Here is a 26,381-nt window from a genome sequence, read left to right as displayed (position 1 = left end):
ACGGTGGAACGATGAACGTCAGCCCACGGCCGCCAGCACCGCCCGGCCGGTGAGCACCTTGGCCAGGTGTTCACGGTAGTCGGCGGCCGCATCCGCGTCACTTGGAGCGGATGTGCCTTCCGTGACGTGGTCGGCGGCGGCGCGCACAGCGTCGGCGGTGGCAGGCTGACCGACGAGCGCCTGCTCGACGCCGGTGGCGCGGATCGGCGTGGTGCCCATGTTGGTCAGCCCGACCCGGGCCTCCGCGATGGTCCCACCCTCGACCCGGATGGCCGCCGCGATGGCGACCATCGACCAGGCCTGCGCGGTCCGGTTGAACTTCTCGTAGTGGCTCCCCCAGCCCGTGTGCTTCGGGAACCGGATCTCGGTGAGGATCTCGCCCTCGCCGATCGCCGTGGTGAAGTAGTCCACGAAGAACTCGCTCGCCGGCACCGTGCGCGTGCCGTCCGCACCGGCGATCACCAGCTCGGCGTCCAGCGCCAGCGCCACGGCACCCAGGTCACCGGCGGGGTCGGCGTGGGCCAGCGAGCCGCCGAGGGTGCCCCGGTGGCGCACCTGGCCGTCGGCCACCGTCTCCGTGGCCTGGGCGAGCAGCCTGACGTGCTGCTTCACCAGGTCGTCCCGGATGACGTCGTAGTAGGCCGTCATCGCACCGATCGCGATGCGGTCGCCGTCCTCGCGGATGCCCCGCAGCTCCGGGATCCCCCCGAGGTCGATCAGCACCGACGGCGTCGCGAGCCGCAGCCGCAGCACCGGGATCAGGCTCTGGCCACCGGCCAGGATCTTGGCGTCGTCGCCGCCGTCGCGCAGCGCCGTGATGGCCTCGGCCACCGACGACGGCTTGACGTAGTCGAACTTGGACGGGATCACTGGACCTCTCCCTGAGGGTTGTTCGGGTCGATCGAGCCCAGACCGGCACCCGGCGAGTGGGTGTCGACCGGGGTCTCCTGGGTGGAACGCCCCTGTGCGTCCTGGAGTGCCCGCCACACGCGCTGCGACGTGCACGGCATCTCGACGTCGCGGACGCCGAGGTGGCGCAGCGCGTCGAGCACGCCGTTCACGATCGCGGGCGTCGAGGCAATCGTGCCCGCCTCGCCGACGCCCTTGACGCCGAGCGGGTTCGACGTGGCCGGGGTGCTCACCGTGCGGGTGTCGAAGCTCGGCAGGTCGGCCGCCGAGGGCAGCGTGTAGTCGACGAACGTGCCGTTGACCAGCGTGCCCTGGTCGTCGTAGTTGGCCTCTTCGAACAGCGCCTGCGCGATGCCCTGGGCGAGGCCGCCGTGCACCTGGCCCTCGACGATGAGCGGGTTGACCACGTTGCCGATGTCGTCAACGCAGACGTACTTGCGCAGGTCGACGTGCCCGGTCTCGGTGTCGATCTCGATGGCCGCCAGGTGCGTGCCGTGCGGGAACGAGAAGTTCTCCGGGTCGTACACGGCGTCGGAGTCGAGCGAGGGCTCCATGTCCTCCGGGTAGTCGTGCGCCATGAACGCGGCGAACGCGATCTCCTGGATCGACCTGCCCTTGTCCGTGCCGCGGACGGTGAAGTTGCCACCCGCGAACTCGATGTCGTCCTCGGACGCCTCGAGCAGGTGCGCCGCGATCTTCTTGGCCTTCGCGATGACCTTGTCGGCGGCCTTCACGATCGCGATGCCACCGACCACGAGCGAGCGCGAGCCGTAGGTGTCGAGGCCCTTCGGTGAGATCTGCGTGTCGCCGTGCAGGACCTCGACGTCCTCGAACGGCACGCCCAGCTGGTCGGCGACGATCTGGCTGAACGCCGTCTCGTGGCCCTGGCCGTGCGCCGATGCGCCCGTGATCACCTCGACCTTGCCGGTGGCGAGCATCCGGATGCTCGCGGCCTCCCAGCCGCCCGCGCCGTAGGACAGCGAACCCAGCACCCGCGAGGGCGCGAGACCGCACATCTCGGTGAACGTCGAGATGCCGATCCCGAGCTGTACCGGGTCGTTGTTGCGCCGCCGCTCCTCCTGCTCGCGGCGCAGCCCGGCGTAGTCGAACAGCTCCATCGCCTGCTGCGTGGCCTGCTCGTAGTTGCCCGAGTCGTAGGTCAGCCCGCACACCGTGGTGAACGGGAACTCCTCGTGCTTGATCCAGTTCTGCTCGCGCAGCTCCATCGGGTCGCGGCCGAGCTCGACGGCGAGCTCGTCCATGATCCGCTCGACGGCGAACGTGGCCTCCGGCCGCCCGGCGCCGCGGTAGGCGTCGGTCAGTGTCTTCGTGGTGAAGACGTTGGTGCACGTGAACCTGTAGGCCGGGAACTTGTAGATCGCGTTGAACATGAACGCGCCGAGGATCGGCACGCCCGGACCGACCAGGCCGAGGTAGGCACCCATGTCGGCCAGTAGCTTGACGTCCAGGCCGGTGACCGTGCCGTCCTTCTTCGCCGTGATCGTGATGTCCTGGATCTGGTCGCGGCCGTGGTGGGCGGCGAGCAGCGACTCCGAGCGCGTCTCGCTCCACTTGACGGGCTTGCCCAGCTTCTGCGCGAGTGCGACGACGAGCATCTCCTCGGGCAGCACACCGATCTTGCCGCCGAAGCCGCCACCCACGTCCGGGGCGATGACCCGCAGCTTGCTCTCGGGCACCCCCAGCGTGACCGTCGTCATCGTCCGGAGGATGTGCGGCACCTGGGTGGCCGCGTAGAGGGTGATCTGCTCGCCGGTCGGGTCGCACACCGCGGACCGCGGCTCCATGAACGCCGGGATCAGGCGCTGCTGGCGGAACCGGCGCCGCACGACCACCTGGTCGGGGTCGGCCTCGGCAGCCGAGATCGCGTCGCTGACACTCGTGCCGGTGCCGGCCTCGCCCGAGTCGAACACCCAGGTGGCGTTCTCGTTCGTCCCCAGGTCGGGGTGGACGAGGGTGGCGCCGTCGGCGAGTGCGGCCTCCATGTCGAGCACGGGGTCGAGCGGCTCGTAGTCGATCTCGACGAGGTCGGCGGCGTCGCGGGCCTCGGCGGGGCTCCGGGCGACGATGACGGCCACGCCCTCACCGGCGAAGTGCACGGTGCCGGTGGCGAGCACGGGACGCTGCGGCGCCTTCATGTCCGGGGTGACCGGCCACGCGCAAGGTAGGCCGACCCCCTCGAGGCCCAGGTCGGCGGCCGTGTAGACGCCGACGACACCCGGAGCCTGCTCGGCCTCGGACTTGTCGACGCCCGTGATCGTCGCGTGCGCGAGCGGTGAGCGGACAACGGCGATGTGCAAGGTGCCCGACGGCGTGATGGCGTCGGTGTAGCGGCTGCGGCCCGTGATGAGACGGGCGTCCTCCTTGCGGGGTCGGGCCTTTCCGAACTCGACGGTGGGTTCGGCGGTCGCGGTCATCTAGTCGCCCCCTCCGGCCACGGACACCGGCGACTGCACGTCGGCCTGGGCGCCCGGCTTCATCTTCTCCGCGGCGCTCTGGACGGCGCGGACGATGTTCTGGTACCCGGTGCAGCGACAGAGGTTGCCCTCGATGCCCTCGCGCACCTCCTGCTCGTTGGGGTCGGGGTTGTCCCCGAGCAGGTCGATGGACTGCATGATCATCCCCGGCGTGCAGTAGCCGCACTGCAGCGCGTGGCACTCGTTGAAGGCTTCCTGCACGGGGTGCAGCTTGCCGTCACGCGCGATGCCCTCGATCGTCGTGACCTCGGCACCATCGACCTGGACGGCCAGCACGGAACAGGACTTCACACTCTGCCCGTTCAGGTGGACGGTGCAGGCTCCACAGTTGCTGGTGTCGCACCCGACCAGGGTGCCCGTCTTGCCGAGGCGTTCCCGCAGATAGTGGACCAGCAACGTGCGGGGCTCGACGTCGTCGGCGTACACCACGCCGTCGACCGTGACCCGGACCTGTGCCATGAGATCTCTCCTCAACCGCGACCACGGTGTCGTATCGCGCCAGCATGTCTTCCGGAGGGCCGGCCGAGGTGGTCGCACCACCATCCGGGCCGCCACGCCGTTGTGGCGGCGACCACATCACACCCCTGTTGATCCGGCGGCGCAACGGGTCCCCTTCCGACCGGTATACCCACCCGCAGGTGACCTCGGGGCGAACAAATCACTCACCAGGCCTTCCCTCCGCGGATGCGGCGCAATATCGCACCCCGGAAACGCATCGGCAGACCCAGTGAGCGGTCGGTCTCACCCATCCGGATTACTCCCGACGGACGGCTGCATCCACCGGCAACGGTGGTCCGTCGTGGTCCGAAGATCCGCTACGACCCCGTACCGACCGGCCGGAGCGGTTCCGTCGTGCGGTGCCGCAGTGCGCCCCACCACAGGCCGGTGCCGTACGCCAGGTCGTCGAGCCGGTGCGCCACCAGGTGCCCGAGCAGCCCTGGTCGCACGGACGCGTCCCGGCCGCGGTGGCGCCACCAGTCGACGATGCCCTCCGCCACCGCCACGGCCGCCACCGTGCGCCGCGCCCGCCGCGACAGCAGGCACGCGGCGAGCGACACGGGCCAGTAGTGCCGCGTCACGCCGTCGGCCGTCTGTGCCACCGTGCCCACCGCACCCATCGCGATCAGCCGGGCCGCCGTGGCGCGCGGACGGCGCACCGGCAGCTTCCGCGCCAGCCGCTGCGCCGCCGCAGCGCTCACCGCCACCGCAGCAGCCGCTGACCACGGGGTGCCAACCAGCACCAGCGCCCCGACTGCCGCCGACCACGGGCTGAGCACCATCGGCGGCACGGAACCGGGGTGCGCCACGGCGAGCGGCGCCGCACCCGTGCCGTAGTAGGCCTTGCGCAGCCACCACGCCGCCGGCGTGGTCCGGTGGTCGTGCTCCACCCGAGCGGCCGGCTCGTAGCGCAGCCGCCAGCCGGCCTCGTGCATGCGCAGCACCAGGTCGACGTCCTCGGCCACCCGCATCCCGTCGTCGAAACCGGGCCCGACCGCGGTGCGGCGCACGAGCACGGCGGCGCTCGGCACGTACGCGACGCGCGAGCGCGGCACCACCAGCGCCGGGTCCGGACCCAGGTCCAACGATGACCGGACGGCCTCGTACCGGGCCAGCAGCCCGTCGATCCGCGACAGGGGTCCCGGGGGCAGGGCGACGATCCGCGGCGCCGCGAGCCCGACAGCGGGATCGGCGAAGAGCGCCAGCAGCGGCTCCAGCCAGCCGGGCAGGGGCACCACATCGGAGTCGAGGAACGCCACCAGCGCAGTGGTCGCCGCGGCGAGCCCCGCGTTGCGGGCTGCGGCCGGGCCGAGCGGCCGCTCGTGACGGAGCACCCGCGCACCGGCGGCGTCGGCGACCCCGCCGACCCCGTCCGCGTCCACCGACCCGTCGTCCACGACGATCACGCCACCCAGGCCGCCGGGCAGAGCGGCGAGGAGCCGGCGCAGGCCGTCGGCGCGGTCCTTCACCGGCACCACCACGGTGACGTCGCAGGCGGACGGCACGTCACCGTCGGGAACGGCCACCGGGTGGGCCATCCCGGCGTCCACCAGAGCCCGGGCCAGCCGTGCCGAGGCCTCGTCGGCGACGGTGCAGGTGCCGTCCGCGGCGAGCAGGTCCCGGGCCGCCCGGGCGAGGCGCAGCATGCGCGGCGGCGCGCCCCCGAACATGACCTCGCCGTCGTCGACCGTCCACACCCTCCGGTCGAGGGCGATCCGGAACCCCGCGGGAAGGCGCGTCCGGGCCGGGCCGGCGGGTACCTCGATCACGGCGCCGATCGTGTCACGGCCAGGGGCACCGCCGCGGTGAGGCGGTCAGGCCGGGCGCGCGACCAGCAGCGGCACGACCTGCTCGGCCACGGTGAGGGAGCCGTGCTGGCCCGGCAGGCCCGCGAGCACGGGCTCGGCCACCGAGCGGACCACGGCCGTGCCGCCGCGGGCGGCGACCACGACGTCCCCGATCCGGTTGCGCATGCGCTGGTCGACCCGCCCGAACCAGCCTTCGGCGACGGCCTGCTCGCCCGGTACGACCCAGGCGCCGTCGCCGAGGACCGCTCGCCACACGGCCAGCACGTCGTCCTGGGCGCCGGGCTGCACGTAGACGTGCCGCGACCGGGGGTCGCCGCCCAGCAGGTCGACGCCGGAGCGCAGCGCCGGGTCGGTGTCGGCGTCGACGACCCGGTCGACCCGGACCATCCCGTGGTCGCCGGTCACCACCAGCATCCCGTCGGGCGGGAGATGCTCGGCGACCAGCGCGGCCAGCCGGTCGACCTGGCTCAGCTGCAGCCGCCACGGCAGCGTCCCCGGTCCGTACAGGTGACCCAGGGCGTCGAGGTCGGCGTGGTAGCCGTAGACCAGCCGCCTGCCTTGGCCCGCGAGCGCGCCGATCATCTCGGCGGCGAGGTCACCGAGCGCGTACGTGCCCGCGTACCGCCCGCCGCGCAGCGCCGCGCGGGTGAGGCCCGAACCGCCGAACTCCGCCTTCGACACCACCGTGACCTCGACGCCCGCGGCCGCCGCCCGCTCGAACACCGTGGTGCTCGGCTGGATCTCCTCGGGCGGCCGCCGCTCCCGCAGGTCGACGGGCTCCGGCGTCCCGACCGACCGCCACTGGAGGGTGTCGAGCAGCTCGTCGGGAGCAGTGCGGAAGGAGATGCCGAGCATGCCGTGCGCGCCCGGTGGCAGGCCGGTGCCCAGCGAGGTGAGGCTGATCGACGTGCTGGACGGGAAGCCGACCGTGAGCGGGCCGGCGTCGGACAGGCTCGCGAGGAACGGCGCGTCGGCGGCGTGCGTGCGGAGGAGTTCGCTGCCGAGCCCGTCGACCAGCAACAACGCGACGGCCGGGGCCGGGGCGAGCTCCAGGCCCGGCTGCCCGGGTGCCTCGCCGGGCACACCGAGCGCGGTGAGCAGAGCGGGCAGCACTTCGGCGAGCGAACGGTGCCCGTACACGGGCAGGACGGGATCGGTCACGACCTCCAGCATCGCACCGCGGGGGCGCCCCGGACCCCGGCCGCCCGTTGCAGCAAAGCCACTTTCATGCAGCCACGTCGCGTCAAAGTGGCTTTGCTGCAACCCGGGGGAGGTCAGCTCAGCGCGCCTCGGGAGGTCAGGGTCCAGTTCTCGACGGCGCTGCGGAGGCGGGCGGCCATCTCCGTCAGCAGCCGCCCGCCCTCCTGCGCGGTGGCGCCGGCCGGGTCGCCCAGCACGCCGTTCGGGCTCACGGCGGCGACGCCGCCGCTGCGCAGGTCGGTGAGCAGGTCGGTGAGCGGGGCGGTGTTGCCCGCCGCCGCCTCGTCGAGACGGACGAGCCCGGGGGCCAGTGCGAGCAGCAGCGACGTCTCGGTGCGGCCGGCGTGGGCGTCGCCGCCCGCCACGCCGCAGCCGAACCACGCCGCGTCCCGACCTTCGGCGCGCAACTGCACCACGGCGTCGGCGACGGTGGGGAGGTTGCCGCCGTGGCCGTTGACGAACACCAGCCGAGCGGCCCAGCGGCCGGCCGAGCGGCCCAGCTCGACCAGCACCGCGCGCAGCGCCTCGTGCCCGATGGAGAGCGTCCCGGGGAACGCCTCGTGCTCGCCCGACGCGCCGAAGGCCAGCACGGGCGCCACCAGCACACCCGGCGCTGCGTCGGCAGCGCGGCGGGCGACGGCGGCGGCGACGCGGGCGTCGGTGTCCAGCGGCAGGTGCGGGCCGTGCTGCTCCAGCGACCCGACGGGGACGAGAAGCGTGGGCCGCCCCTCCAGCTCGGTCCAGGTGCGGCTGCCCAGCGAGCCGGCGGAAGGGTTCACAGCGCGACTCCGATGCGGTGGCCCTCACGGACGGCGGCGGCGGCCCGGCGCGGGGCGAGGCAGTCGCCGATCCGGTGCACCGGAACGTCCTGCCCGCGCAGCGCCCGCCACAGCGCGTCCTCCGGTTCCGGTGGTACGGCGGTCACGACCCAGGCGTACCCGATCTCGCTGACGGCATCGACGGCGTGGTCGAGCACGGTGAGCATCACGCCGGACCGGGCGGGCGCCGCGGCGAGCACGACCCGGTCGGTGGTCATCGTGATCCCGGCGGCGTGCGCACGGCGGTGGAACAGCTCCATGTCGAGTGTCAGGCCGAGGTCCTGGCCGACCACCATCGCCGGAGTGGCGATCTCCACCGCGCAGCCGGCCGCCGCGAGGTGCTCGGCCACGGAGGTGGCCGGGTGGAAGCCCAGCTCGTCGTACACGAGCACGGAGCCCGTCGGCACCACGCGGCCGGTCAGCACGTCCCGCACGTCGGCGACGCGCGCAAGCGACCCGGCCCACGCCGGACGGGCCGGGCGGGCGCCGGTCGCGAGCACCACGGCGTCGGGCCGCTCGCGCTCGACGAACGCGGCGTCCACGGTGACGCCGGTGCGGATGTCGACCCCGTCGCACTCGGCGAGCAGGTCACTCACCACCGCCCCGAACCCGGCTCGCCCCGGCGTCGATGCGGCCACCGCCACCTGCCCGCCTGTCCGCTGTTCGCGCTCGCACAACGTCACCCGGTGCCCCCGCGCCGCCGCGGTGGCCGCGGCGCTGAGCCCGGCGGGGCCCCCGCCGACGACGAGGACGGCCCGGCCGCGCCGCAACGGGCGACTCGCCCACGGAATTTCGGCGACTCGCGCGCCGGAAACGGGCGACTCGCGGGGGATGCGGGGCGGGGGCAGCGCCACCGCCTCCTGCCCCGCCCGCGGGTTCACCAGGCACCCCAGCGGCTGGTTGAGCCCCACCCGCCCGGCGCACTCCTGGTTGCACCCCACGCACGTGCGGCCCGGCCGTCCGCTGCGGGCGTGCGCGGCGAACTCCGGGTCGGCGATCTGTCCCCGGACGACCCCCACCAGGTCGCAGTGGCCCTCGGCCAGCGCGCGGGCGGCGTCGGCGGGATCGGTGAACCGGCCGACCCCCACCACCGGCAGCGCGACGGCCGCCCGGATCGCGGCCGCGACGGGCAGCGCGTACCCGGCACGCACCGGCATCGGCGGCTCGACCAGGTGCAGCGTGGCGGTCGCGACGCCGACCGAGGTGTTCAGGTAGTCGACCCGGCCGTCCGCGGCCAGCAGCCGGGCCGTGGCCACGGCCTCGGCGAGCGTCGTGCCGCCGGGGATCCCCTCGTCACCGCAGAGCCGCACCCCGAGCGCGCGCCGCGGGCCGATCGCCTCGCGCACCGCGGCGAGCACCTCCAGGACGATCCGGGCCCGCCCGGCCAGGTCACCGCCGTAGCGGTCGGTGCGCCGGTTCGTGAGCGGGGAGAGGAACTGCCGCAGCAGCGACGCCTGCGAGCACTGGATCTCGACCCCGTCGAAGCCGCCGGCGGCGCAGTGGCCCGCGGTGCGCGCGTATCCGGCCACGACCTCGCGGATCTCCGCTGCCGTGATCTCCTTCGGGACCTCGCGGAACAGCGGGTCGGCCACCGGCGACGGCGCCAACAGCGGCCGTCGCGAGTACATCCCCGACGACTGCGCGCCGTTGTGGTTGAGCTGCGCGAGCACCGGGACGCCGTGGGCGTGCACGGCCGCGGTGAGCCGCCGGTAGCCGGGCACGGCGGCCGGATCGTGCCCGCGCAGCAGCTTCTCGTAGGGCCGGTCGTCCGGGTGCACCGAGTGCTCCTCGGTGACGATCAACCCGGCCCCGCCCGCGGCACGTGCCGCGTAGTAGGCGGCGTGCTGCTCGGTGGGCAGCCCGTCGAGCGCGCTGCCCGTCAGATGCGCGCAGAACACGATCCGGGTGGGCAGCGTCAACGGCCCCACCCGCAGTGGCGAGAAGAGCGTCATCCTGATGCGCCGACCATGAACGCGGCACGGCGGCCCTCGAGCACGGCCTCGTGCACCGTGCGGGGCGCGACGCAGTCCCCGGCCCGCCGCAGCTGCGGCCGGGCCCGCCACAGCTCGTCGGCGGGCAGCCGGTGGCCGCAGTCGATGACCACCGCGCAGCCGATCTCGCGGCACGCGCCGGTCCAGACGTGCTCCAGCACCGCCCGCCCGTCGCGCACGTCGAGCAGCCGCGTGCGCAGCTCCCGCACCACCCCCGCGCGCTGCAACCGGATGTTCGCCGGGACGAGGTCGCCGGTGCGGGCCAGCTGGACCCCGGCCACCTGGTCCGGGGTGACGAGGACGGCGGCCCGTCCCGCGGCCGCGACCTGCTCGGCGATCCCGACGCCGGTCGAGTCCCCGACCGGGTCGTGCACCACCACCGTCCCGGCGGGCCGGCGCGCCAGCACCGCCGCCGTCGACCCGGCCGCCAGCACCGCGGACTCGAAGGCGGCGGCGTCGAGGAAGACGGCGTCGAGGACGGCCGGCCCCCCGATCGGCGACTGCGCCGGGCGCGAACCGGTGGCGAGCAGCACCGCCTCTCCCGCGCGCCCGGCCGCGTCGAGCAGCGCCGGATCGGCCTCGGCGCCCAGCTCCACGGCGACCCCCAGGCGCGCCAGCTCGCGCTCCCACCACGGCACGAGCAGACCCATCCGGGCCCGGCCGGGCACCGCGGCGGCGAGCCGCAGCGCGCCGCCGAGCCGGCCGTCCCGCTCGAGGAGGCGCACCCGGTGCCCGCGCAGCGCCAGCACGCGCGCCGCCTCCATCCCGGCCGGTCCCCCACCGACCACGACGGCGGCGCGGCTCACGGCGTCGGTGCCCTCGACGGGCGGGTCCTCGGTCTCGTGCCCGGCACGGGGCTCGGCGTCGTCGGAGACGACCGGGTTGCGCGGGTCGCGGACCGCGCTGCGCGCGTTCGACAGCGTGCACGGTCGGATCCGCTCCGCCGTCCCGGCCCGGACGTGCCTCACCAGGTCCGGTTCGGCGATCTGCGCTCTCGTCATCTCGACGAGATCGGCGACGCCCTGGTCGAGGGCCTGCTGCGCGAACGCCGGGTCCACCACGCTGCCCTGCAGGACGACGGGGACGGCCACGGCGGTGCGCACCCGCGCGCAGAGCCCGCGGTTGAAGCCGGGCTCCTCGTGCATGTCGGGGCGGGTCGCCCAGACCGACAGGCCCGACCCACGAACCGGCACCAGGTAGTCGGCGGTCCCGGCGACCGCACCGGCCACCGCGGTCCCCTGCTCCGGTGTGATCCCGGCCCATGGGGCCAGCTCGTCGCAGCACAGCCGCAGCCCCAGCACGCCGTCCGCGCCGAGGCCGGCCCGCACCGCCGCCAGCACCTCCCGGAGCAGGCGGACGCGGTCGGCGCCGTAGGTGTCGCGGCGGCGGTTGGTGAGCCCGGACAGGAACTGGCGCAGGATCGAGTGCTGGCCGGCGGCGACCTCCACGCCGTCCAGTCCCGCGGACACGGCGGAGGTTGCCGCCGCGCCGTAGCCGGCGACCAGCGCGTCGATCTCGGGCTGCTCGACCACCATCGGCACCTCGCGGGTGCCGGGGTCGGCCACCCCGGACGGCGCCCAGAGCGCCTGCTGCCCGTACGCGGAGCTGCCCTGCCCGCCCGCGTGCCCGAGCCCGGCGAGCACGAGCGAGCCGTACGGGCGACACGCCTGCGCGACCGCGGCCCAGCCGGGCCCGGCGTCGGCGGCGAGCGGCGCCCGCTCGTAGGGCCAGTCCGACCCGTGCACGCTCGCCACCTCGGTGACGATCACCCCGGCCCCACCGGCGGCCCGCCGGGCGTAGTAGGCGGCGTGCCGCTCGGAGATCTCCCGGCGCCACGCCAGGTTCGTCTCGTGCGGTCCGAACAGCACCCGGCTGGGCGCCGTGCGTCCGCGCAGCACGACCGGTCCGGCCAGCCGTGGCACGGATGCCCGCGACGTGGGCCGGATCGAGGTCAGCTCCCGGCCACCGGGACCCGCAGGCGCGAGTCGGAGGCGTCGCCGGGCATCCCCGCCAGCGGGCTCGTCTCGCAGGCCCGGTCCGGCTGGGCCACGGGCCCGGTGGCGGCACCGGCCCGGCTCGGCATGCCGATCTGCACCGGCACCGGACCGCGGATGTTGCGCGGCGCCGATCGGGAGTGGTCGACGTCCGACCGCGGGACCGGAGCGCTCCCGTCGCGCGCGGCGAGCGCCTCCTCGCCGAACCCGCGCACGCACTCCGGATCCGGACCGTCCAGCGGCAGGCCGGTGAAGAACTTGGCCGCCATGCAGCCGCCCTGGCAGGAGTCGTAGAAGCCGCAGCTGCGGCACGCGCCGCCGGTCTGCGGCTGACGCAGCTGCGCGAACAGCTCCGAGTGCTGCCAGACCTGCTGGAACCCGCCCGGCGACCGGACGTTGCCCGCGAGGAAGTTCTCGTGGATGGCGAACGGGCACGCGTAGACGTCCCCGACCGGGTCGATCAGGCAGACCACGCGCCCGGCGCCGCACAGGTTGAGCCCGGGGAGGGACTCGCCGTACGCGGAGAGGTGGAAGAAGGAGTCGCCGGTCAGCACACCCTCGCCGTGCGCGACGAGCCAGTCGTAGAGCTGACGCTGCTGCCCCGCGGTGGGGTGCAGCTCGTCCCAGACGTCGGCGCCACGCCCGGACGGCCGCAGCCGGGTGATGCGCAGCTGCGCTCCGAACCTGTCCGCGATGGCCTTGAACTCGTCGAGCTGGGCGACGTTCTGCCGCGTCATGACGACACTGATCTTCGGCTGGGCGAACCCGGCCGTCGCGAGGTTCTCCAGAGCCCGGATCGCCGTGGCGTACGAGCCGGGGCCCCGCACGTGGTCGTTGACGTCGGCGGTGGCGCCGTCGAGGGAGATCTGGACGTCGACGTAGTCGGTGGCCGCCAGCTGCCGGGCCCGCTTCTCGTCGAGCTTGATCCCGTTGGTCGAGAACTTCACACCGACGTCGTGGCCGACCGCGTAGTCGAGCAGCTCCCAGAAGTCGGAGCGCACGGTCGGCTCGCCACCGCCGATGTTGACGTAGAAGACCTGCATCCGCTGCAGCTCGTCGATCACGCCCTTGGCCTCTGCGGTGGTCAGCTCCCGCGGATCCCGGCGTCCCGACGACGACAGGCAGTGCACGCACGCCAGGTTGCAGGCGTAGGTGAGCTCCCAGGTGAGGCAGATCGGTGAGTTCAGGCCGTACTGGAAGTGCTCGACCAGTTTCACTGCGACTCCGTGTCTCTACGACCGCTGCTCGATGGTGCCGTTGGCGGCCAGGCCGGCCAGGGCGCGCAGGTACGCCGGGCGCTGCGTGTCCTCCACGTCGGCCGCGTCGATCGCGGCGTGCACGGAGTGGTGCTGCTCCAGGCCGGACACGACCGCGACCAGCTGCGGCGTCTTCAGGAACGACAGCCTGCGGGTGCCGAAGTGGTAGACGAGCGCCCCGAACGGCTCGGGGCGCAGCGCCACCCGCGGACTGCAGCGGTAGGCGCGGTCCGGGTCGAACGGTTCGCTCGGGGCGGGGTCAGTAGACACCGCACATGCCGTCGATCGAGACCTCCTCGACGAGCATCTCCTCGACGACGGGCTCCTCGGTCGCGGACTCGGACTGCTCGATCGGGGGCATGGAAGGCCTCCTGCCGTCGACGGGGTTGTCCGTCGCACGTTAATTGGCACCCGGTGCCAATGACAAGGCTCGGCGGCATCCCGTCCCGGTTTCCGGCACGGCGGTCCCGCTCCCGAGCCGCGCAGGCGGCATGCTGCCTACCGTGCCCGGTCCCCTCCTGCACCTGACCACGCCCGCCGAGTGGCGGTCCGCCCTCGCCGCCGGCGCGATCGCGCCGGCCTCCCTCGCCGACCTCGGGTTCGTCCACCTGTCCACGCCGGAGCAGGTGGCGCTGCCGGCCGGGCGACTCTTCCGTGGCCGCACCGACCTCGTGCTGCTCGTGCTCGACCCCGACCGCATCGTCGTCCCGGTCCGCTTCGAGCCCGGTCTGCCGACCGATCCGCCCTCGATGCGCTTCCCGCACGCCTACGGTCCCGTGCCCACTGCGGCCGTGCTCGCCGTGCTGCCGTACCGCCCGCGACCGGACGGCGGGTTCGACGCTCCCGAGCTCGGGCCCGTCGGCCCCGGTTGGCGCCACGGCGTCCTCGAACCGTCGGTGCTGCGGAGAACGGCCACCGCCGAGGTGCCCGTCACGGGCGGGGTCGCCGTCCGCACCGCGGCGGCCCCCGCGTCACCGGCACACAACCAGCTGCTGGTGAACGGCCGGGTGGACGCGGCTCAGGTGGACGCCGACGCCGACCGCGTCCTCAACGGCACGGCACAGCGCTGGGCCCTGCTCTCCGGAGCGCACCTGGCGGACACGGCAGCCGGGCTCGCCGGCCGCGGCTGGGAGGTGCAGGAGATGGTCGGGATGGCGGCGCCCGCGGGCGGGGAACCGGTCGCGCGCGTCGAGCAGGTCGACGCCGAGGCGTTGCGCCCGTTGATCAACGCCTCCTGGCGGCGCGACCTGCCCGGCATCCGCGACGAGGAGATCGCCCAGGCCGTCGACGGACGGCGACTCGAGGAAGCCGTCGTCGACGTCCGCTACCTCGCCGTCCCCGCCGGTGGGGAGCTCGTCGCCTCGGCCGTCCTCGCGATCGACGGCGGCACCGCCCTGCTCGACGCCGTGAGCACGGAGCCGGAGCATCGCAGGCGCGGACACGGCGACGCCCTGCTCCGCACGGCGATGGCCATGGCGGCACAGGCCGGCTGCGACCTGGTCGTCCTGAACGCGGCCGTCGACGACTGGACGAGGCACTGGTACACGCGTCGCGGCTTCGCCGAGGTCGGGCGCTCCTGGTCGGCCCGGCTCACCACGTGACGGCGGCGGCCACGGCCTGCCCCGTCACCCGGTGAGCAGGACGGCGCCGCGCTCGGCGATGGCGTAGACGGTGGCATGGGTGTTGGCGGAGACGATCGAGGGCATCACGGACGCATCGGCCACGCGGAGCCCGTCGATCCCGTGCACCCGCAGGTCGCTGTCCACGACCGCCGCGTCGTCGGAGCCGATCCGGCAGGTGCCCACCCCGTGGAAGTACGGCAGCAGGCTCCTCCGCAGGTAGTCCTGTGTCCGGTCGGCGCCGAACACGTCGAGGCCGGGCAGCGCCTCGGCGTCACGCCAGGGGTCCAGCGCAGGCGCGTCGCCGATCTCCCGCGCCGTACGCAGCCCGAGGGCCATCACCTGCAGGTCCCGCTCGTCGGTGAGGTAGGCGGGGTCGAGCAGGGGCGCCGCGGCCGGGTCGGCCGTGGCCAGCCGCACCGTTCCGCGGCTGCGCGGGTTCATCAGCGAGACCGCGATCGTGTAGCCCTCCTGGGGGCCCGGGAGCGTCATGACGTCGTAGTAGGGCATGGCGACGAACAGGATCTGCAGGTCAGGGCCGTCGGTGCCGGGACCGCTGCGCACGAGACCGATCGCCTCGCCGTAGTTGATCGCGCTGGCGGCCATCGGCTGCCTCGAGGTGTAGACGACGGTCGTCATGGGGTGGTCGTGCATGTTCGCGCCGACACCGGGGAGGTCCAGTGTCAGGTCGACACCGACCTCGCGCAGGTGTGCCCGGGGACCGATGCCGGACAGCAGGAGCAGTTGCGCCGACCCGACGACACCCGCGGTCAAAACCACCTCCCTCGTGCACGCCGCCGTGACCACCTCGGTGCCCACGCGGTACTCCACGCCCGTGCAGCGGCCGCCCTCGACGAGGACCCGGTGGACCGGCGCATCGGTCACCACATCGAGGTTGGGTCGCCGCAGCGCCGGCCGGAGGTAGGCGTCCGCGGCACTCTGCCTCGCCCCGTCGACGATGTTGAGGTCGGGCAGACCGAACCCCTCCTCCCGGCCGCCGCTGATGTCGGTGGCCACCGGATGACCCGCCTCGGCCGCCGCGTCCAGCAGCGCCCGCACCGCCGGGTTCGGCTCCGCCGGCCGGACGGTCAGCGGACCGCCGACGCCGCGCAGGGCCGGGTCGCGACCCTCGACGTTCTCGGTGCGCCGGAAGTACGGCAGCAGGTCGGCGAACCCCCATCCCTTCGCCCCCGCCTCGGTCCACGCGTCGTAGCTCGAGGAATGCCCGCGGGCGAAGACCATGCCGTTCAGTGCAGAGCAGCCGCCGAGTCCGCGCCCCCGCGGCCAGGGCATCGGCGACCCGGTGGCAGCCAACTCGACGGTGCTCGTGCACCAGTCCATCGACGAGCCCAGGAGCGTGGGCCACGCCGGCGGTACCGCCGAGGCCTCCAACGGCTGACCGGCCCCGGCCTCCAGCAGGAGGACGCGAACGTTCTCGTCCTCCGAGAGGCGGGCGGCCAGCACACAGCCGGCACTACCTCCGCCGACGACGATGAAATCGTGAACAGATGCCGGGCAAGCCATTTCCCACGCCCTTCCGATGAGCCGAAACTACTCCCGACCCCAGCGTGCGCACCTTTTCCCCGGCACTCCTGCGCTGTGCCGCCCAGCGGCACAGCGATCACCAGCCGCCGTCCCGCCCGACATTGTCGACGTCGATGCCGATGCTCTCGCTCATGCGATGCAGCGCTTTCACGAACTGCTCGACACCCCGGCCACGGGGCAGCGTGAGGGTGAGAGCACCGACCTCACCGGTGGCGAGCGGGAACAGATCCGCGATGCATTCGTACCCGGGCCCGACCGAGCCACGTTCGATCGCCGGGCCGCCGGCCGCCATGGCGAGCGCCGCGGCCGAGGCCGGGTGCGCGGCCATGCTCATCTGCTGCTCCGGAGAGATCCGCGGATCGATCAGTGCGCCGCTGACCTGGTCCAAGGTCACCGGACCCGCGGCGTCGCCCACGGAGAGAAAAGTGGAGGCACCGGTGGCCAGCGCAATCCTGCGCAGGCGTGGCCTGGTGACATATCTCAATCCGGACACCGATCGCGAATCCAGTCCGACCTGTCTCATCGCGAGGCCGATGGTCCAGGCCCGTCCCACGCGTTCGACGGCGCCTTCGGCGGCCATCTGCACCAGCAGCCGTTGAACGGTCGACTTGGGTAGCCCGACGCGTCGCGACAAAGTGCTGACGCCCAACGGCGCGGTCTCTTCCCGCAACTCACGCAAAACCGCGAATACCCCACGGACCACACTGCGGCCAGCGCTGTCGTCCGCCGCCGACTCCCTCGTCACCCCACAAACATACCGAGGCAGGCAGGTTGCCCAATCGCCGATCATCGGCTGTGCCACTTACCGAATTGTTACGCGTCACCAGTGGGTGGAAATACCGGGAGAACGACCATCGGCGACATACTCCGCAGCGGCTCGGCACCCGGCTGGTGGGCACGGTGCGGACCCAGCCCTCGGCACCGCACTAGAGTCCGGGCCCGGCGGACGGCCCCCGCTCCGCGTGAGACGAGGGAGCGCCGTTCCGTGTGGCCCGCTGACGGCGTCCCGCCTGCCCGCCCACCCTGGACGGGCCGGGTGATCGCCGCGGCGGGCGTGCTCGTGATGGTCGGCGCCGTCGCTGTGGCCCAGCGGTACACGCTCTTCTGGTTCGACCCCGACGAGGGATGTGCGCTCCACGGTCGATGTGCCACCCCGGAATCGGCGAACATGCTGCGTGCCATGTGGTGGGTGGCGGGCGCCGGGTTCCTGCTGGTGCTGGCCGGCCGCGCCCTGACGTGGCGCCGGCTCCCCCTGGGTCCGCGCTCCGCCGCGAGGTTCCCGCTGCCTCCGTGGGGCCAGGCCGGGTCCGTCGCGCTGGTCGGGCTGGCGTTCTGCGTGGTGGCCTGGCCCGTCCTGCTGGCGGGCGCCTTCGTCCCCGAGCCGGGCATCCCGACCGCCCTCTGCATCTTCTGGCTCCTCCAGGCGCGCCTGGTGACCGAGGTCGACCGCGCGACCGGTTCCCCACGCCGCCCGGCGCGCGTCGAGTGGCTGATCGGGCTGGTCGGCAGCGCCGTGGCCCTCGCCGTGACGGTGGGGGTGGGGCTGTGGCTGATCGACGGCGGCCCTGATGCGGTCGGGCCGCTCCTGATCGCCGACGCCGGAACGCTCGCCGCAGTCGTCCTCCTGGGCCGCGTCCTGCCCGCACGAGGCGAGCAGTCGACCGGGACAGGGCCGGTGCGGAACGTCGCCGGAGCCGTCATCGCTGTCCTCGGCGTCGCGGCCCTCGTCGCACTGGCAGTGCCGTGGCCGGACTCCGCCGAGGAACCCGGCACTGCCGGGCCGCCGCCGGCTGCCGTGCTCCCGACGCTCCCTCCCGAGCCGGCGCGACGCACCACGGCGCCCGCTCCGCCGCCGGCTCCGGTCGATGCGGCGAACCCGTGCCTGCCCGGCGACCTCACGTGGAGCGTCGCCGGCTGGGACGCCACCATGGGCTCCCGGGCCGTCACCGTGGTGGCCACCCAGCACGGCCCCCACCCCTGCTACCTCGACGGGTTCGCCGGCGTCACGCTGGCGCAGGGCGGCCTGCCGCTGCGCCTCGACATCGTCCCGGGGTCGATGAGCGGATCCGGTAAGGCACCGACCGCCCAGCGGGTCGGCGTCGCCCCCGGCGGCACGGCGTCCTTCACCCTGTTCTGGAAGGGGTACGGCGCCGCGGCGGACCACGACACCCCGCAGGCCCTGAGCGTCACGCTGCCGGGAACCGCGGCCCCCGGCGACGTCCCGCTCGGGGAGGGCCCCGCCCCGTTCGACGTCGTCGACGGGGCGACGATGCAGGTGAGCGGGTGGAAGCCGGGCAGCCCGTGACAGATCTCCGTCATTCCCTTCCGGACTGGACCGGCACCCGGCCGATGCCCTGCACGCGGTGCGCGAGCAGTTCCAACGGCCCGCGGTCGAAGCGCCGCAGCCACAGCGACGCGGCCACCATCAGGACCGCGCAGACGCCGGCCCAGAGCCCGACCACCCACCACGGCCGCGCATCGGCCAGCCGGACGGCCAGGCCGAGCCCCCACCCGTAGCAGAGGACGCTACCCAGCACGTTCTGCAGCACGTAGCTGGACAGGGCCGTCCGGCCGACGGCGGCGAGGCCTCGACGCAGCGGACCGGGTGCTTCCCGCGACCGCAGCACGATGCTCGTCACGAGGCCGAGCAGACCGAGCGCGACGAGCGGCGGCAGCAGGTAGCGGTCGACCAGGAACCAGTCCTCCCCGCCGAACGCCGTGAGCGCGTTGAGCGGGAGAGCCACCCCGAACCCCCAGACCATCAACCGGCGCCGGATCCGCGCACCGGCCGGGGAGCCGGCGAAGGCGCCGGATCGCAGCAGCCGCGCTCCGAGCAGGAACAGCACGGTGGCCGACGGGACGATCAGCAGGATCTCGATGCGGAACAGCGGGAGGTACTGCAGGCGGTCGGACACCTGGGCGGTCCAGCTCGCGGTGGCCGCCGGATCCGCCACCGGCGGTGTGGCCAGTGCGTCGTCGGGCACGGCGAGCAGCAGCGCGGTCAGGCCGAGCAGCACGACCACGTAGATGCCGCCGACCGCCACCGTCCACACCAGCACGGCACGGTCGCTGCGCCCCACCAGGTAGGCCACCAGCAGCGCGGCGACTGCGTAGCCCATGAGCACGTCGAACTCGAAGACGAGCACGTAGTGCAGCACGCCCTCCACGAACAGGACCAGCGCCCGCACCGGGTACCGGCGGCCCGGCCACCGCGTGCCCCGGCGCAGCGCGGCCCGGTACTGCAGCTCGATCCCGACGCCGAACAGCAGCGTCAGCAGCGCGAGGAACTTGCCGTTGGACAGCAGCCGCAGCCCGGCCTCCACCGGGTCGTTCGCCAGCAGCCCTCCCGACAGCCACACCGTGGCACCCCCCGGGACGGCGAACAGCCACGCGTTGGACGCGAAGGTGCCGAGGATCGCGACGCCCCGCAGGACGTCGAGCGACGCGATCCGGCCGGTGGCCGGCGTCTGCTCAGCCACGGACATCGGTGGTCTCCGGTGCGCGGGGCGGGGAGAGCGTGGTCCACAGCGGCCAGCCGACGAACCAGATGAGCACGACGGGCACGAGCCGGGCTCCCCAGCTCCACATCGGGTCGGCGGACCAGTCGGACGGCGCGGGCACACCGGTGCCGGCGACGGTCGCCGTCAGCAGCATCACGGCGAGCGCGATCCCCCACGCCAGCACGATCTTGCCCCACTCCCGCCACTCGTACGCCACCTTGGCGGCGCCGTAGCGGGGTGGTCGGGGCGGTGGCGGCCCTCCGGCGAAGCGATGCGCGAACCGCGCGTCCGCCCAGCGAATCAGCGAGTGCCCGAACGCGACCGTGCCACCGAGATAGACCGCGGCCAGCCCGTGCGTGGCGTCCGGCGGCGAGCCCCCGGCCACGTCGACGAGTGCCGCCGACACCAGCACCACGTCGAGGACGGGCACGAGCAGCAGCAGCAGCGTGCTCAGCCGGCGGGCTCGCAGCAGGTAGCGCGCGGCGAGGCCGGCGGCGAGCAGCACCCAGAAGCCCACCTCGCTGGCGCCGATGAGCAGCACCAGCGGGTTCTCGGACAGGAAATCCCCCATGCCGGGAGACTCTGGCCGCCGGGACCGCCCCGGTCGTCCGTCGTGGGATCGATCTCCGCCGCCCCGGACGTACCTCCTTCGACCGACGCGCCGCACCGGGCGGCCGTGCTGGGATGGGCGCGTGCGGCTGTCGGGACGGGAGCGGGGCGAGGACGCGTTCCAGGCCATCGGCTACTTCGCGGTCGGCGCGCTCCTGCTGCTGGTCCTGCCCGAGGTCACGGTGTCAGCGCGCCCCGGCGCGGGAGAACCGCCGCTCTGGGCCGGGCTCGTCGTGATCGCCGTGGCGTGCCTCGGCGAGACGCAACGGCGGGGACGGCCCGTGCTCGGTCTGGCCGTGGCCTGTGCCGCGGTGGTCGGCGGGATGCTGGCCACCGGGAGCAGCCCGCTGGGAGCGGTCCTGGTCTTCGGCGACATGCTCTACTGCGCCATCCTGTTCACCTCGCGGCGCGCGAGCCGGGCGGTGGCGGCCACCGCCGCGCTGGTCGCGGGCGGCCTCGGGCTGGCCAGCCTCGTCTCCGACGGCGGCCGGGCTGCCCTGCTCACCGTGCTCAACCTCGGCCTGCTGCTCGCGATACCCGTGCTGTGGGCCCAGGAGGTCCGACGGCATCGCGAGGCGGCCGACTCCGAGCGCGAGCGCACCGAGCAGACCCGCCGGATGGCCGAGCTGGACCGGGTCGCGGCGATCACCGCGGAGCGCACCCGGATGGCCCGGGACCTGCACGACGTGATCGCGGGCCAGCTGTCGGCCATCGCGATCCAGTCCGAGGCCGCGCTCACCCTGCCCGACGCCGACCCGGCCACCCTGCGCCGGGTACTGGCGGCGGTGCGCCGCGACAGCGTGGCGTCGCTCGCGGAGATGCGCACCATGATCGGCCTGCTACGGGCCGACGACTCGGCCGACGCGGAGCCGCGCACCTCCCCGGCCGGGCTCGGCCGCCTCGACGACCTGCTCGCCGCCGGGCGGTCCAACGGGCTGCGGATCGACGTGGACGACCGCCGCTGCGGGCCCGGTCCGGTCGCGGCCGCCGTGGATCTCGCCGCCTACCGGATCGTGCAGGAGTCGTTGACGAACGCGGCCAAGCACGCCCCCGGCTGCGCGGTGCACCTGACGCTGCAGCACCGGGACGGTGAGCTGGTGATCGAGGTGGACAACGACCTCGTTCCGGACGCCCCGGCGGCCCCGGGCACCGGTACCGGACTGGTGGGGCTCGCCGAGCGGGCGGGTGCGGTGGGCGGCACGGTCGAGGCGGGCCGGCAGGGGCTGACCTGGAGTGTCCGCGCCGCGCTGCCCGTGCCCGTGCCGGACGGGGTGTCGCGATGACGGTTCGCGTGGTGGTGGCCGACGACCAGGCGGCGATCCGCACCGGCCTGACGATGATCCTCGACTCCGCGCCGGACATCACGGTGGTCGGCGAGGCGGCCGACGGGCTCGCGGCCGTCGCGCTGGCGCGGGAGACCGCCCCGGACGTCGTGCTGATGGACATCCGGATGCCCGGCATCGACGGGATCGAGGCCACCCGCAGGCTCGTGGGGGATCCCGGCACGCGGGACCGGGTGTGCGAGGTGCTCGTGCTCACGACCTTCGACCTCGACGACTACGTCGACTCCGCCCTCGCCGCCGGGGCGGCCGGGTTCCTGCTCAAGTCCGTCGACGCCCCGTCGCTGCTCGCGGCCGTGCGGGCGGTGGCCCGTGGTGACGGGGTGCTCGCCCCGGAGATCACCCGACGGGTGATCTCCCGCCTCGCGCCACCGGCCCGCCGTCCGCAGCCGCCGTCGGGTCTCGCCGACCTGACGCCCCGGGAGACCGACGTGCTCACCTGCCTGGGGCGTGGCCTGTCCAACGCCGAGATCGCCGCGGAGCTGGTGATCACGGAGGCGACCACGAAGACGCACGTGTCCCGGGTGCTCACGAAACTCGGGCTGCGGTCCCGGGTGCAGGCGGCCATCGCCGCGCAGGACGCCGGCCTCGTCGGCTGACGGTCGGCGGACGGCCCCATGCACGGCGAGCTGTGACGTCCGACGTCGGCCTGCCCTCCGGCCGGGTGCGCGGAACTAGCGTCGGACCCGTTGCCGCGCTCGGCGTACGAGGCGGCGGTGCGGTGGGGGGTTCGGCATGGAGACCTACGACCACGTCGTGGTCGGTGGTGGGAGCGCGGGGTGCGTGCTGGCGGCGCGTCTCTCCGAGAACCCCGGCACGCGGGTACTGCTCCTGGAGGCGGGGCCTGCGACCGGGCCGCCCGCCATGAGCGTCCCGGCCCGCTGGCAGGAACTGCTCGGCAGCACGGTCGACTGGGCCTACGAGACGGTGCCGCAACGTGGCACGAACGGCACGGTCCACGCGTGGCCCCGAGGGCGGGTCCTCGGTGGCTCCGGAGCGATCAACGGCATGGCCTTTCCCCGCGGCGACCGCTCCGTGTTCGACGGATGGCAGGCAGCGGGGGCGCACGGCTGGTCGTATCAGGACCTGCTCCCCTACTTCCGGCGCACCGAGCACACCCAGGGGCGGGACCCGGCCTACCGCGGCACCGGGGGTCCGATGACGGTCGCTCCGGTGACCCGGCGGCACCCGCTGTCGGAGGCGTTCTCCGACGCCGTCCTCGCTGCGGGGCACCCCGGCACGCAGGACATCAGCGGCGCCGACCAGTACGGCGTGGGGTGGTACGACGTCACCGTCGTCGGCGGCGTCCGCCAGACCTCGGCCGACGCCTACCTGCGGCCCCATCTGGGCCGGCCGAACCTGACGGTCACCTGCGACGCGTCCGTCCGCAGGCTGGTCATCGCCGGGGACCGGTGCGAGGGCGTCGACTACGAGATCGACGGGGAGACCCGCAGCGTCCGCACGGACGGGGAGGTCGTGCTCTGCGCGGGCACCATCGGATCCCCGCAGCTGTTGATGCTCTCCGGCATCGGTCCGGCGCCGCACCTGCGCGAGCTCGGCATCGGCGTCGCGGCCGATGTGCCGGGGGTGGGGGCGAACCTCCACGACCACGTCCAGAGCGGAGTCGTCTACGCCACGGACGAGGACATCCCGCTGGGCGTCAACAACCACACCGAGCTCACCGCCCTGCTGCGCACCGCCGCGGCCGGGCCCGACCCGAACGTGCAGCTGTACCCCATCCACGCGCCGTACTCGCCGGCTCTGACACCACTGCCGCCGCACGGCTACACGATCGCGGCCGCCCTCTCGACGCCCCACAGCCGGGGGACGGTGCGGCTGGCCGGGGCCGATCCCCGCCAGGCCCCGCTGATCGACCCCCGCTACCTCGACGACGAGCGCGACGTGGACACGCTGGTGGCGGGCCTGCAGATGGCGCGGCAGGTCGGTGCGGCGGCGGCGTTCTCCTCCTGGCAGCCCACCGAGGTCGCGCCCGGCCCCGGCACACGTGACCGAGCCGCCTGGCGGGAGTTCGTCCGGCGCAGCGCGAGCACGCAGTTCCACCCGGTGGGGACCTGTCGGATCGGCGTGGACGATCTCGCCGCCGTCGACCCGCACCTGCGGGTCCACGGGGTGCGGGGGTTGCTGGTCGCGGACGCCTCCGTCATACCGTCGGTGCCCTCGATGAACCCCAACGCCACAGTGCTCGCCATCGCCGAGCGCGGCGCCGACCTGATCATCGACGCGCACTGACGCTGCCGCATTACTCGTTCAGCAGACCGGCGGACACGGTGCCGTGCGACGCCCCCGGGATCCCGGGCACCACGGCGCCCTGATCGACGTCCGGCACGGAGACGGGAGCGGGTGGGTCCGACGGCGAGGCCCCGGCGAGTACCGCGACCACCCCGGTGAGCAGCATGAGCGTGAGGCGGGACGCCGCAGGCCTGCGCTGCCCACGGCAGGGCAGCCGGTGCCGCCCGTGTCGCAACCCGGCAGGTGCCCGTCGCGTCCGGCGAGCCGGATCCGCGGCGAGGACGGCGGCGACCTGGGCGGCGGTGGGCCGTTGCCGAGGGTCGCTCCTCGTCATCGCGTCGAGGAGCTCGCCGAGGCCACCGGGCAGTCCGCGCGGCACCGCGGGACAGCGGTGCAGCCGCGCGGTCGCCGACTCCACCGCGAGGCCGGGATACTCGCGGCGTCCGGTGAGGGCCTCCAGCAGCACGAGGCCCAGCGCGTAGACGTCGACCGGAGGTCCGACCGCCTCCCCGCGCACCTGCTCGGGAGCGAGGTAGGCGGCCGTGCCGACGACGCACCCGGTCGCGGTGGCAGCGGTCCCGTCGAGCGCGCGGGCGATGCCGAAGTCGGCGAGCCGCGGGCGGACGCCGTCGAGCAGCACGTTCGCGGGTTTCACGTCCCGGTGCACGATCCCACCGCTGTGCACGTGGGCGAGCGCCTCGGCCAGCTGCCTGCCGAGCGTCCGCACCGCTCCGGGCGCGATCGGGCCCGCGCTGATCCGCTGGGCCAGCGTCGGACCTTCGACGAGGTCGGTGACCACGAACGGCCTCCCGTCCTCGGTGCCCCCGTCGTGCAGCCCGACCAGGCCGGGGTGGTCGAGCCGCGCGAGCACCGTCATCTCCCGGCGCTGCTGGCGCAGGTCGTGCGGCGACGACCCGGAGTGGAACCGCTTGACCGCCACCTCGTCGCCGCTGCGCAGGTCACGAGCCCGGTGGACGACCGCAGACGACCCGGTGCCGAGCACCCGGCCGAGCGCGTACCGACCGGCGATGAGCCGGCGCCCGTCCCGGGGCTCAGCAGCGCGATCCCTGGACGGCATGGACTCGTCGAGGGCCATGCCGTCCTCGTTCCCCCATTGCGCCGCATCCATGCGCAAATGGCGGAATCATCCCCAGGAGTGTCAGCCGGCGGCGGTCGTGAGGGCGCGGCGGGTGAGGAGCCGGGCGAGGTGCCGCCGGTACTCCGCCGTGGCCGACACGTCGGTCTGCGGGTCCGTGCCCTGGTCAGCCAGCGCCGCAGCCTCGTCGATCGACGCCCCGTCGGCCAGCGCGGCCTCCGTGGCCGACGCCCGCAACGGGCTCGCTCCCATGTTGACCAGGCCCACGCGGCCGTCGACGACCGCGACCCCGACGATCGCCCAGTCGTTGGCCCGACGGGTGAACTTCTCGTACGCCCACCCGGCCGAGCCCGTGCGCGGCACCCGGATCTCGACGATCAGCTCGTCGGGCTCCTTCACCGAGGAGAACATCCCGGTGTAGAAGCCGGTGGCGGGGACCTGACGCTCCCCGCGCGGGCTGCGCAGCACGATGGTGGCGTCGAGCGCGAGGACAGCGGCCGGGAGGTCGGACGCCGGGTCGGCGTGCGCCAGGGACCCGCCGATGGTTCCGCGGTGGCGCACCTGCGGGTCACCGACGGTGCGGGCCACCGCGGCGAGCAGTGGCACGTCGGATCCGAGCACGTCGGAGGCCTCCAGGTCGCGGTGCCGGGTGCCGGCGCCGATCGCGACCTCGTCGCCCTGGACCCGGATGTAGCGCAGCTCCGGCAGCCGCCCGATGTCGATGACCACCTCGGGCGCACCGAGCCGGAGCTTCATCACCGGCAGCAGCGAGTGGCCACCCGCGAGGATCGTGGCGTCCTCCCCGTGCTCCGCGAGCAGCGCCAGCGCACCGTCGACGGAGTCCGGACGCGCGTAGGAGAAAGCGACGGGGATCATGCACCACTCCCGGTGGAGAAGCCCGGCGCGGACTCGACGCCGCCGGCCGGTGACTGGTCGGCGTCCGCGTCGACGGAGGTGGTCTGCACGGCGTCGGGGTTCTGGCCGCTGGCGGAGAGCACCGCGCGCACGATGTTGTGGTAGCCCGTGCACCGGCAGAGGTTGCCCTCGAGACCCTCGCGCACCTCGCGCTCGGTGGGGGTGGGGTTCTCCTCCAGCAGGCTCACCGCGGCCATCACCATGCCGGGCGTGCAGAACCCGCACTGCAGGCCGTGCTCGGCGCGGAACGCCGCCGCCATCGGGTGCAGCTCGGTGGAGTTCGGGGAGAGCCCCTCCATCGTGGTGACCGACTGCCCGTCGGCCTGCACCGCGAGCACGGTGCACGACTTCACCGACTCGCCGTCCACGAGCACCGTGCAGGCGCCGCAGGAGGTGGTGTCGCAGCCGACGTTCGTGGCCTTGAGCCCGAGCACGTCCCGCAGGTAGTGCACGAGCAGCAGGCGCGGCTCGACGTCGGCGGTGGTCTCCTCGCCGTTGACGGTGATCCCGACCTTGACGGATGTGTTCACTGAGATCG

At 74.1% G+C, this 26,381-nt stretch carries 23 protein-coding genes; 5 read left to right on the top strand and 18 right to left on the bottom strand.

The window, feature by feature from the left end:
• Nucleotides 1-18: 18 nt before the first annotated feature.
• The 11 genes from HF577_RS09935 to mftA form a co-directional block, all read right to left on the bottom strand.
• On the bottom strand, nucleotides 19-870 hold the full coding sequence (locus HF577_RS09935) for an FAD binding domain-containing protein (RefSeq protein ID WP_169395472.1): 852 nt from the start codon (nucleotides 868-870) through the stop codon (nucleotides 19-21).
• Nucleotides 867-3,344, bottom strand: a complete 2,478-nt coding sequence (locus HF577_RS09930; RefSeq protein WP_169395471.1) for a xanthine dehydrogenase family protein molybdopterin-binding subunit — start codon at nucleotides 3,342-3,344, stop codon at nucleotides 867-869. Before HF577_RS09930 ends, HF577_RS09935 begins: the two co-directional genes overlap by 4 nt.
• Nucleotides 3,345-3,863 (bottom strand): (2Fe-2S)-binding protein, encoded by a 519-nt coding sequence (locus HF577_RS09925; protein ID WP_169395470.1) that lies wholly within the window; start codon nucleotides 3,861-3,863, stop codon nucleotides 3,345-3,347.
• Nucleotides 3,864-4,219: 356 nt separating this feature from the next.
• Complete coding sequence (mftF, locus tag HF577_RS09920) at nucleotides 4,220-5,671, bottom strand: mycofactocin biosynthesis glycosyltransferase MftF (RefSeq protein ID WP_312859042.1); 1,452 nt, start codon at nucleotides 5,669-5,671, stop codon at nucleotides 4,220-4,222.
• Between the two features lie 45 nt (nucleotides 5,672-5,716).
• Nucleotides 5,717-6,883 (bottom strand): alkaline phosphatase family protein, encoded by a 1,167-nt coding sequence (locus HF577_RS09915; protein ID WP_169395469.1) that lies wholly within the window; start codon nucleotides 6,881-6,883, stop codon nucleotides 5,717-5,719.
• A gap of 101 nt (nucleotides 6,884-6,984) precedes the next feature.
• Nucleotides 6,985-7,689, bottom strand: a complete 705-nt coding sequence (mftE, locus tag HF577_RS09910) for a mycofactocin biosynthesis peptidyl-dipeptidase MftE (protein ID WP_312859040.1) — start codon at nucleotides 7,687-7,689, stop codon at nucleotides 6,985-6,987.
• Nucleotides 7,686-9,680, bottom strand: a complete 1,995-nt coding sequence (locus tag HF577_RS09905) for a mycofactocin system FadH/OYE family oxidoreductase 2 (RefSeq protein ID WP_169395468.1) — start codon at nucleotides 9,678-9,680, stop codon at nucleotides 7,686-7,688. Before HF577_RS09905 ends, mftE begins: the two co-directional genes overlap by 4 nt.
• Complete coding sequence (locus tag HF577_RS09900) at nucleotides 9,677-11,641, bottom strand: mycofactocin system FadH/OYE family oxidoreductase 1 (RefSeq protein ID WP_169395467.1); 1,965 nt, start codon at nucleotides 11,639-11,641, stop codon at nucleotides 9,677-9,679. Before HF577_RS09900 ends, HF577_RS09905 begins: the two co-directional genes overlap by 4 nt.
• Before the next feature lie 29 nt (nucleotides 11,642-11,670).
• A complete protein-coding gene (gene mftC / locus HF577_RS09895; RefSeq protein WP_169395466.1) occupies nucleotides 11,671-12,930 on the bottom strand; it encodes a mycofactocin radical SAM maturase in 1,260 nt (419 codons plus the stop codon).
• Nucleotides 12,931-12,945: 15 nt separating this feature from the next.
• Entirely contained in the window at nucleotides 12,946-13,239 is a 294-nt protein-coding gene (gene mftB / locus HF577_RS09890) for a mycofactocin biosynthesis chaperone MftB (RefSeq protein ID WP_169395465.1), read from the bottom strand.
• Entirely contained in the window at nucleotides 13,229-13,330 is a 102-nt protein-coding gene (gene mftA / locus HF577_RS09885; protein WP_169395464.1) for a mycofactocin precursor MftA, read from the bottom strand. The genes mftB and mftA overlap by 11 nt, the downstream gene beginning before the upstream one ends.
• Nucleotides 13,331-13,472: 142 nt before the next feature.
• Between mftA and HF577_RS09880 the strand changes: the two genes are divergently transcribed.
• The gene (locus tag HF577_RS09880) at nucleotides 13,473-14,570 is read left to right on the top strand and encodes a GNAT family N-acetyltransferase (RefSeq protein ID WP_312859039.1); all 1,098 of its coding nucleotides are present in this window, start codon (nucleotides 13,473-13,475) and stop codon (nucleotides 14,568-14,570) included.
• Between the two features lie 24 nt (nucleotides 14,571-14,594).
• On the opposite strand, the gene HF577_RS09875 is transcribed toward HF577_RS09880, so the two are convergent.
• Both HF577_RS09875 and HF577_RS09870 read right to left on the bottom strand, forming a co-directional pair.
• On the bottom strand, nucleotides 14,595-16,112 hold the full coding sequence (locus tag HF577_RS09875) for a GMC family oxidoreductase (RefSeq protein WP_169395462.1): 1,518 nt from the start codon (nucleotides 16,110-16,112) through the stop codon (nucleotides 14,595-14,597).
• 97 nt (nucleotides 16,113-16,209) lie between these two features.
• Entirely contained in the window at nucleotides 16,210-16,878 is a 669-nt protein-coding gene (locus HF577_RS09870) for a helix-turn-helix domain-containing protein (RefSeq protein ID WP_169395461.1), read from the bottom strand.
• Nucleotides 16,879-17,118: 240 nt separating this feature from the next.
• Here HF577_RS09870 and HF577_RS39185 point away from each other — a divergent pair, with 240 nt between their 5' ends.
• Nucleotides 17,119-18,438, top strand: coding sequence for a DUF4232 domain-containing protein (locus tag HF577_RS39185; protein WP_169395460.1), 1,320 nt, complete (start codon nucleotides 17,119-17,121; stop codon nucleotides 18,436-18,438).
• 10 nt (nucleotides 18,439-18,448) lie between these two features.
• Here the strand turns inward: HF577_RS39185 and HF577_RS09860 are convergent, their stop codons facing one another.
• On the bottom strand, nucleotides 18,449-19,618 hold the full coding sequence (locus HF577_RS09860) for a DUF418 domain-containing protein (protein WP_169395459.1): 1,170 nt from the start codon (nucleotides 19,616-19,618) through the stop codon (nucleotides 18,449-18,451).
• Nucleotides 19,605-20,204: a hypothetical protein gene (locus tag HF577_RS09855; protein WP_169395458.1), complete on the bottom strand. Its 600-nt coding sequence runs from the start codon at nucleotides 20,202-20,204 to the stop codon at nucleotides 19,605-19,607. The genes HF577_RS09860 and HF577_RS09855 overlap by 14 nt, the downstream gene beginning before the upstream one ends.
• 121 nt (nucleotides 20,205-20,325) lie before the next feature.
• On the opposite strand from HF577_RS09855, the gene HF577_RS09850 reads away from it, so the two are divergent.
• The 3 genes from HF577_RS09850 to HF577_RS09840 all read left to right on the top strand — a co-directional run bounded on the left by HF577_RS09850 (nucleotide 20,326) and on the right by HF577_RS09840 (nucleotide 23,832).
• Nucleotides 20,326-21,525: a sensor histidine kinase gene (locus HF577_RS09850; RefSeq protein ID WP_169395457.1), complete on the top strand. Its 1,200-nt coding sequence runs from the start codon at nucleotides 20,326-20,328 to the stop codon at nucleotides 21,523-21,525.
• Nucleotides 21,522-22,181: a response regulator transcription factor gene (locus tag HF577_RS09845; RefSeq protein ID WP_169395456.1), complete on the top strand. Its 660-nt coding sequence runs from the start codon at nucleotides 21,522-21,524 to the stop codon at nucleotides 22,179-22,181. Before HF577_RS09850 ends, HF577_RS09845 begins: the two co-directional genes overlap by 4 nt.
• Nucleotides 22,182-22,317: 136 nt before the next feature.
• Complete coding sequence (locus tag HF577_RS09840; protein WP_169395455.1) at nucleotides 22,318-23,832, top strand: GMC family oxidoreductase; 1,515 nt, start codon at nucleotides 22,318-22,320, stop codon at nucleotides 23,830-23,832.
• A gap of 10 nt (nucleotides 23,833-23,842) precedes the next feature.
• Here HF577_RS09840 and HF577_RS09835 read toward each other — a convergent pair whose 3' ends face one another.
• Genes HF577_RS09835 through HF577_RS09825 form a run of 3 tightly spaced genes read right to left on the bottom strand, consistent with a single transcriptional unit; the run spans nucleotide 23,843 to nucleotide 26,373 of the window.
• Nucleotides 23,843-24,961, bottom strand: a complete 1,119-nt coding sequence (locus HF577_RS09835; RefSeq protein WP_169395454.1) for a serine/threonine-protein kinase — start codon at nucleotides 24,959-24,961, stop codon at nucleotides 23,843-23,845.
• 30 nt (nucleotides 24,962-24,991) lie between these two features.
• Complete coding sequence (locus HF577_RS09830; RefSeq protein ID WP_169395453.1) at nucleotides 24,992-25,804, bottom strand: FAD binding domain-containing protein; 813 nt, start codon at nucleotides 25,802-25,804, stop codon at nucleotides 24,992-24,994.
• The gene (locus HF577_RS09825) at nucleotides 25,801-26,373 is read right to left on the bottom strand and encodes a (2Fe-2S)-binding protein (RefSeq protein ID WP_312859049.1); all 573 of its coding nucleotides are present in this window, start codon (nucleotides 26,371-26,373) and stop codon (nucleotides 25,801-25,803) included. Before HF577_RS09825 ends, HF577_RS09830 begins: the two co-directional genes overlap by 4 nt.
• Nucleotides 26,374-26,381 lie beyond the last annotated feature (8 nt).

The sequence above is a fragment of the Pseudonocardia xinjiangensis genome (assembly GCF_012911925.1).
GTDB lineage: Bacteria > Actinomycetota > Actinomycetes > Mycobacteriales > Pseudonocardiaceae > Pseudonocardia > Pseudonocardia xinjiangensis.
The sequence above is the reverse complement of the archived record's forward strand: the minus strand, read 5'-3'. Positions and strand labels throughout refer to the sequence as shown.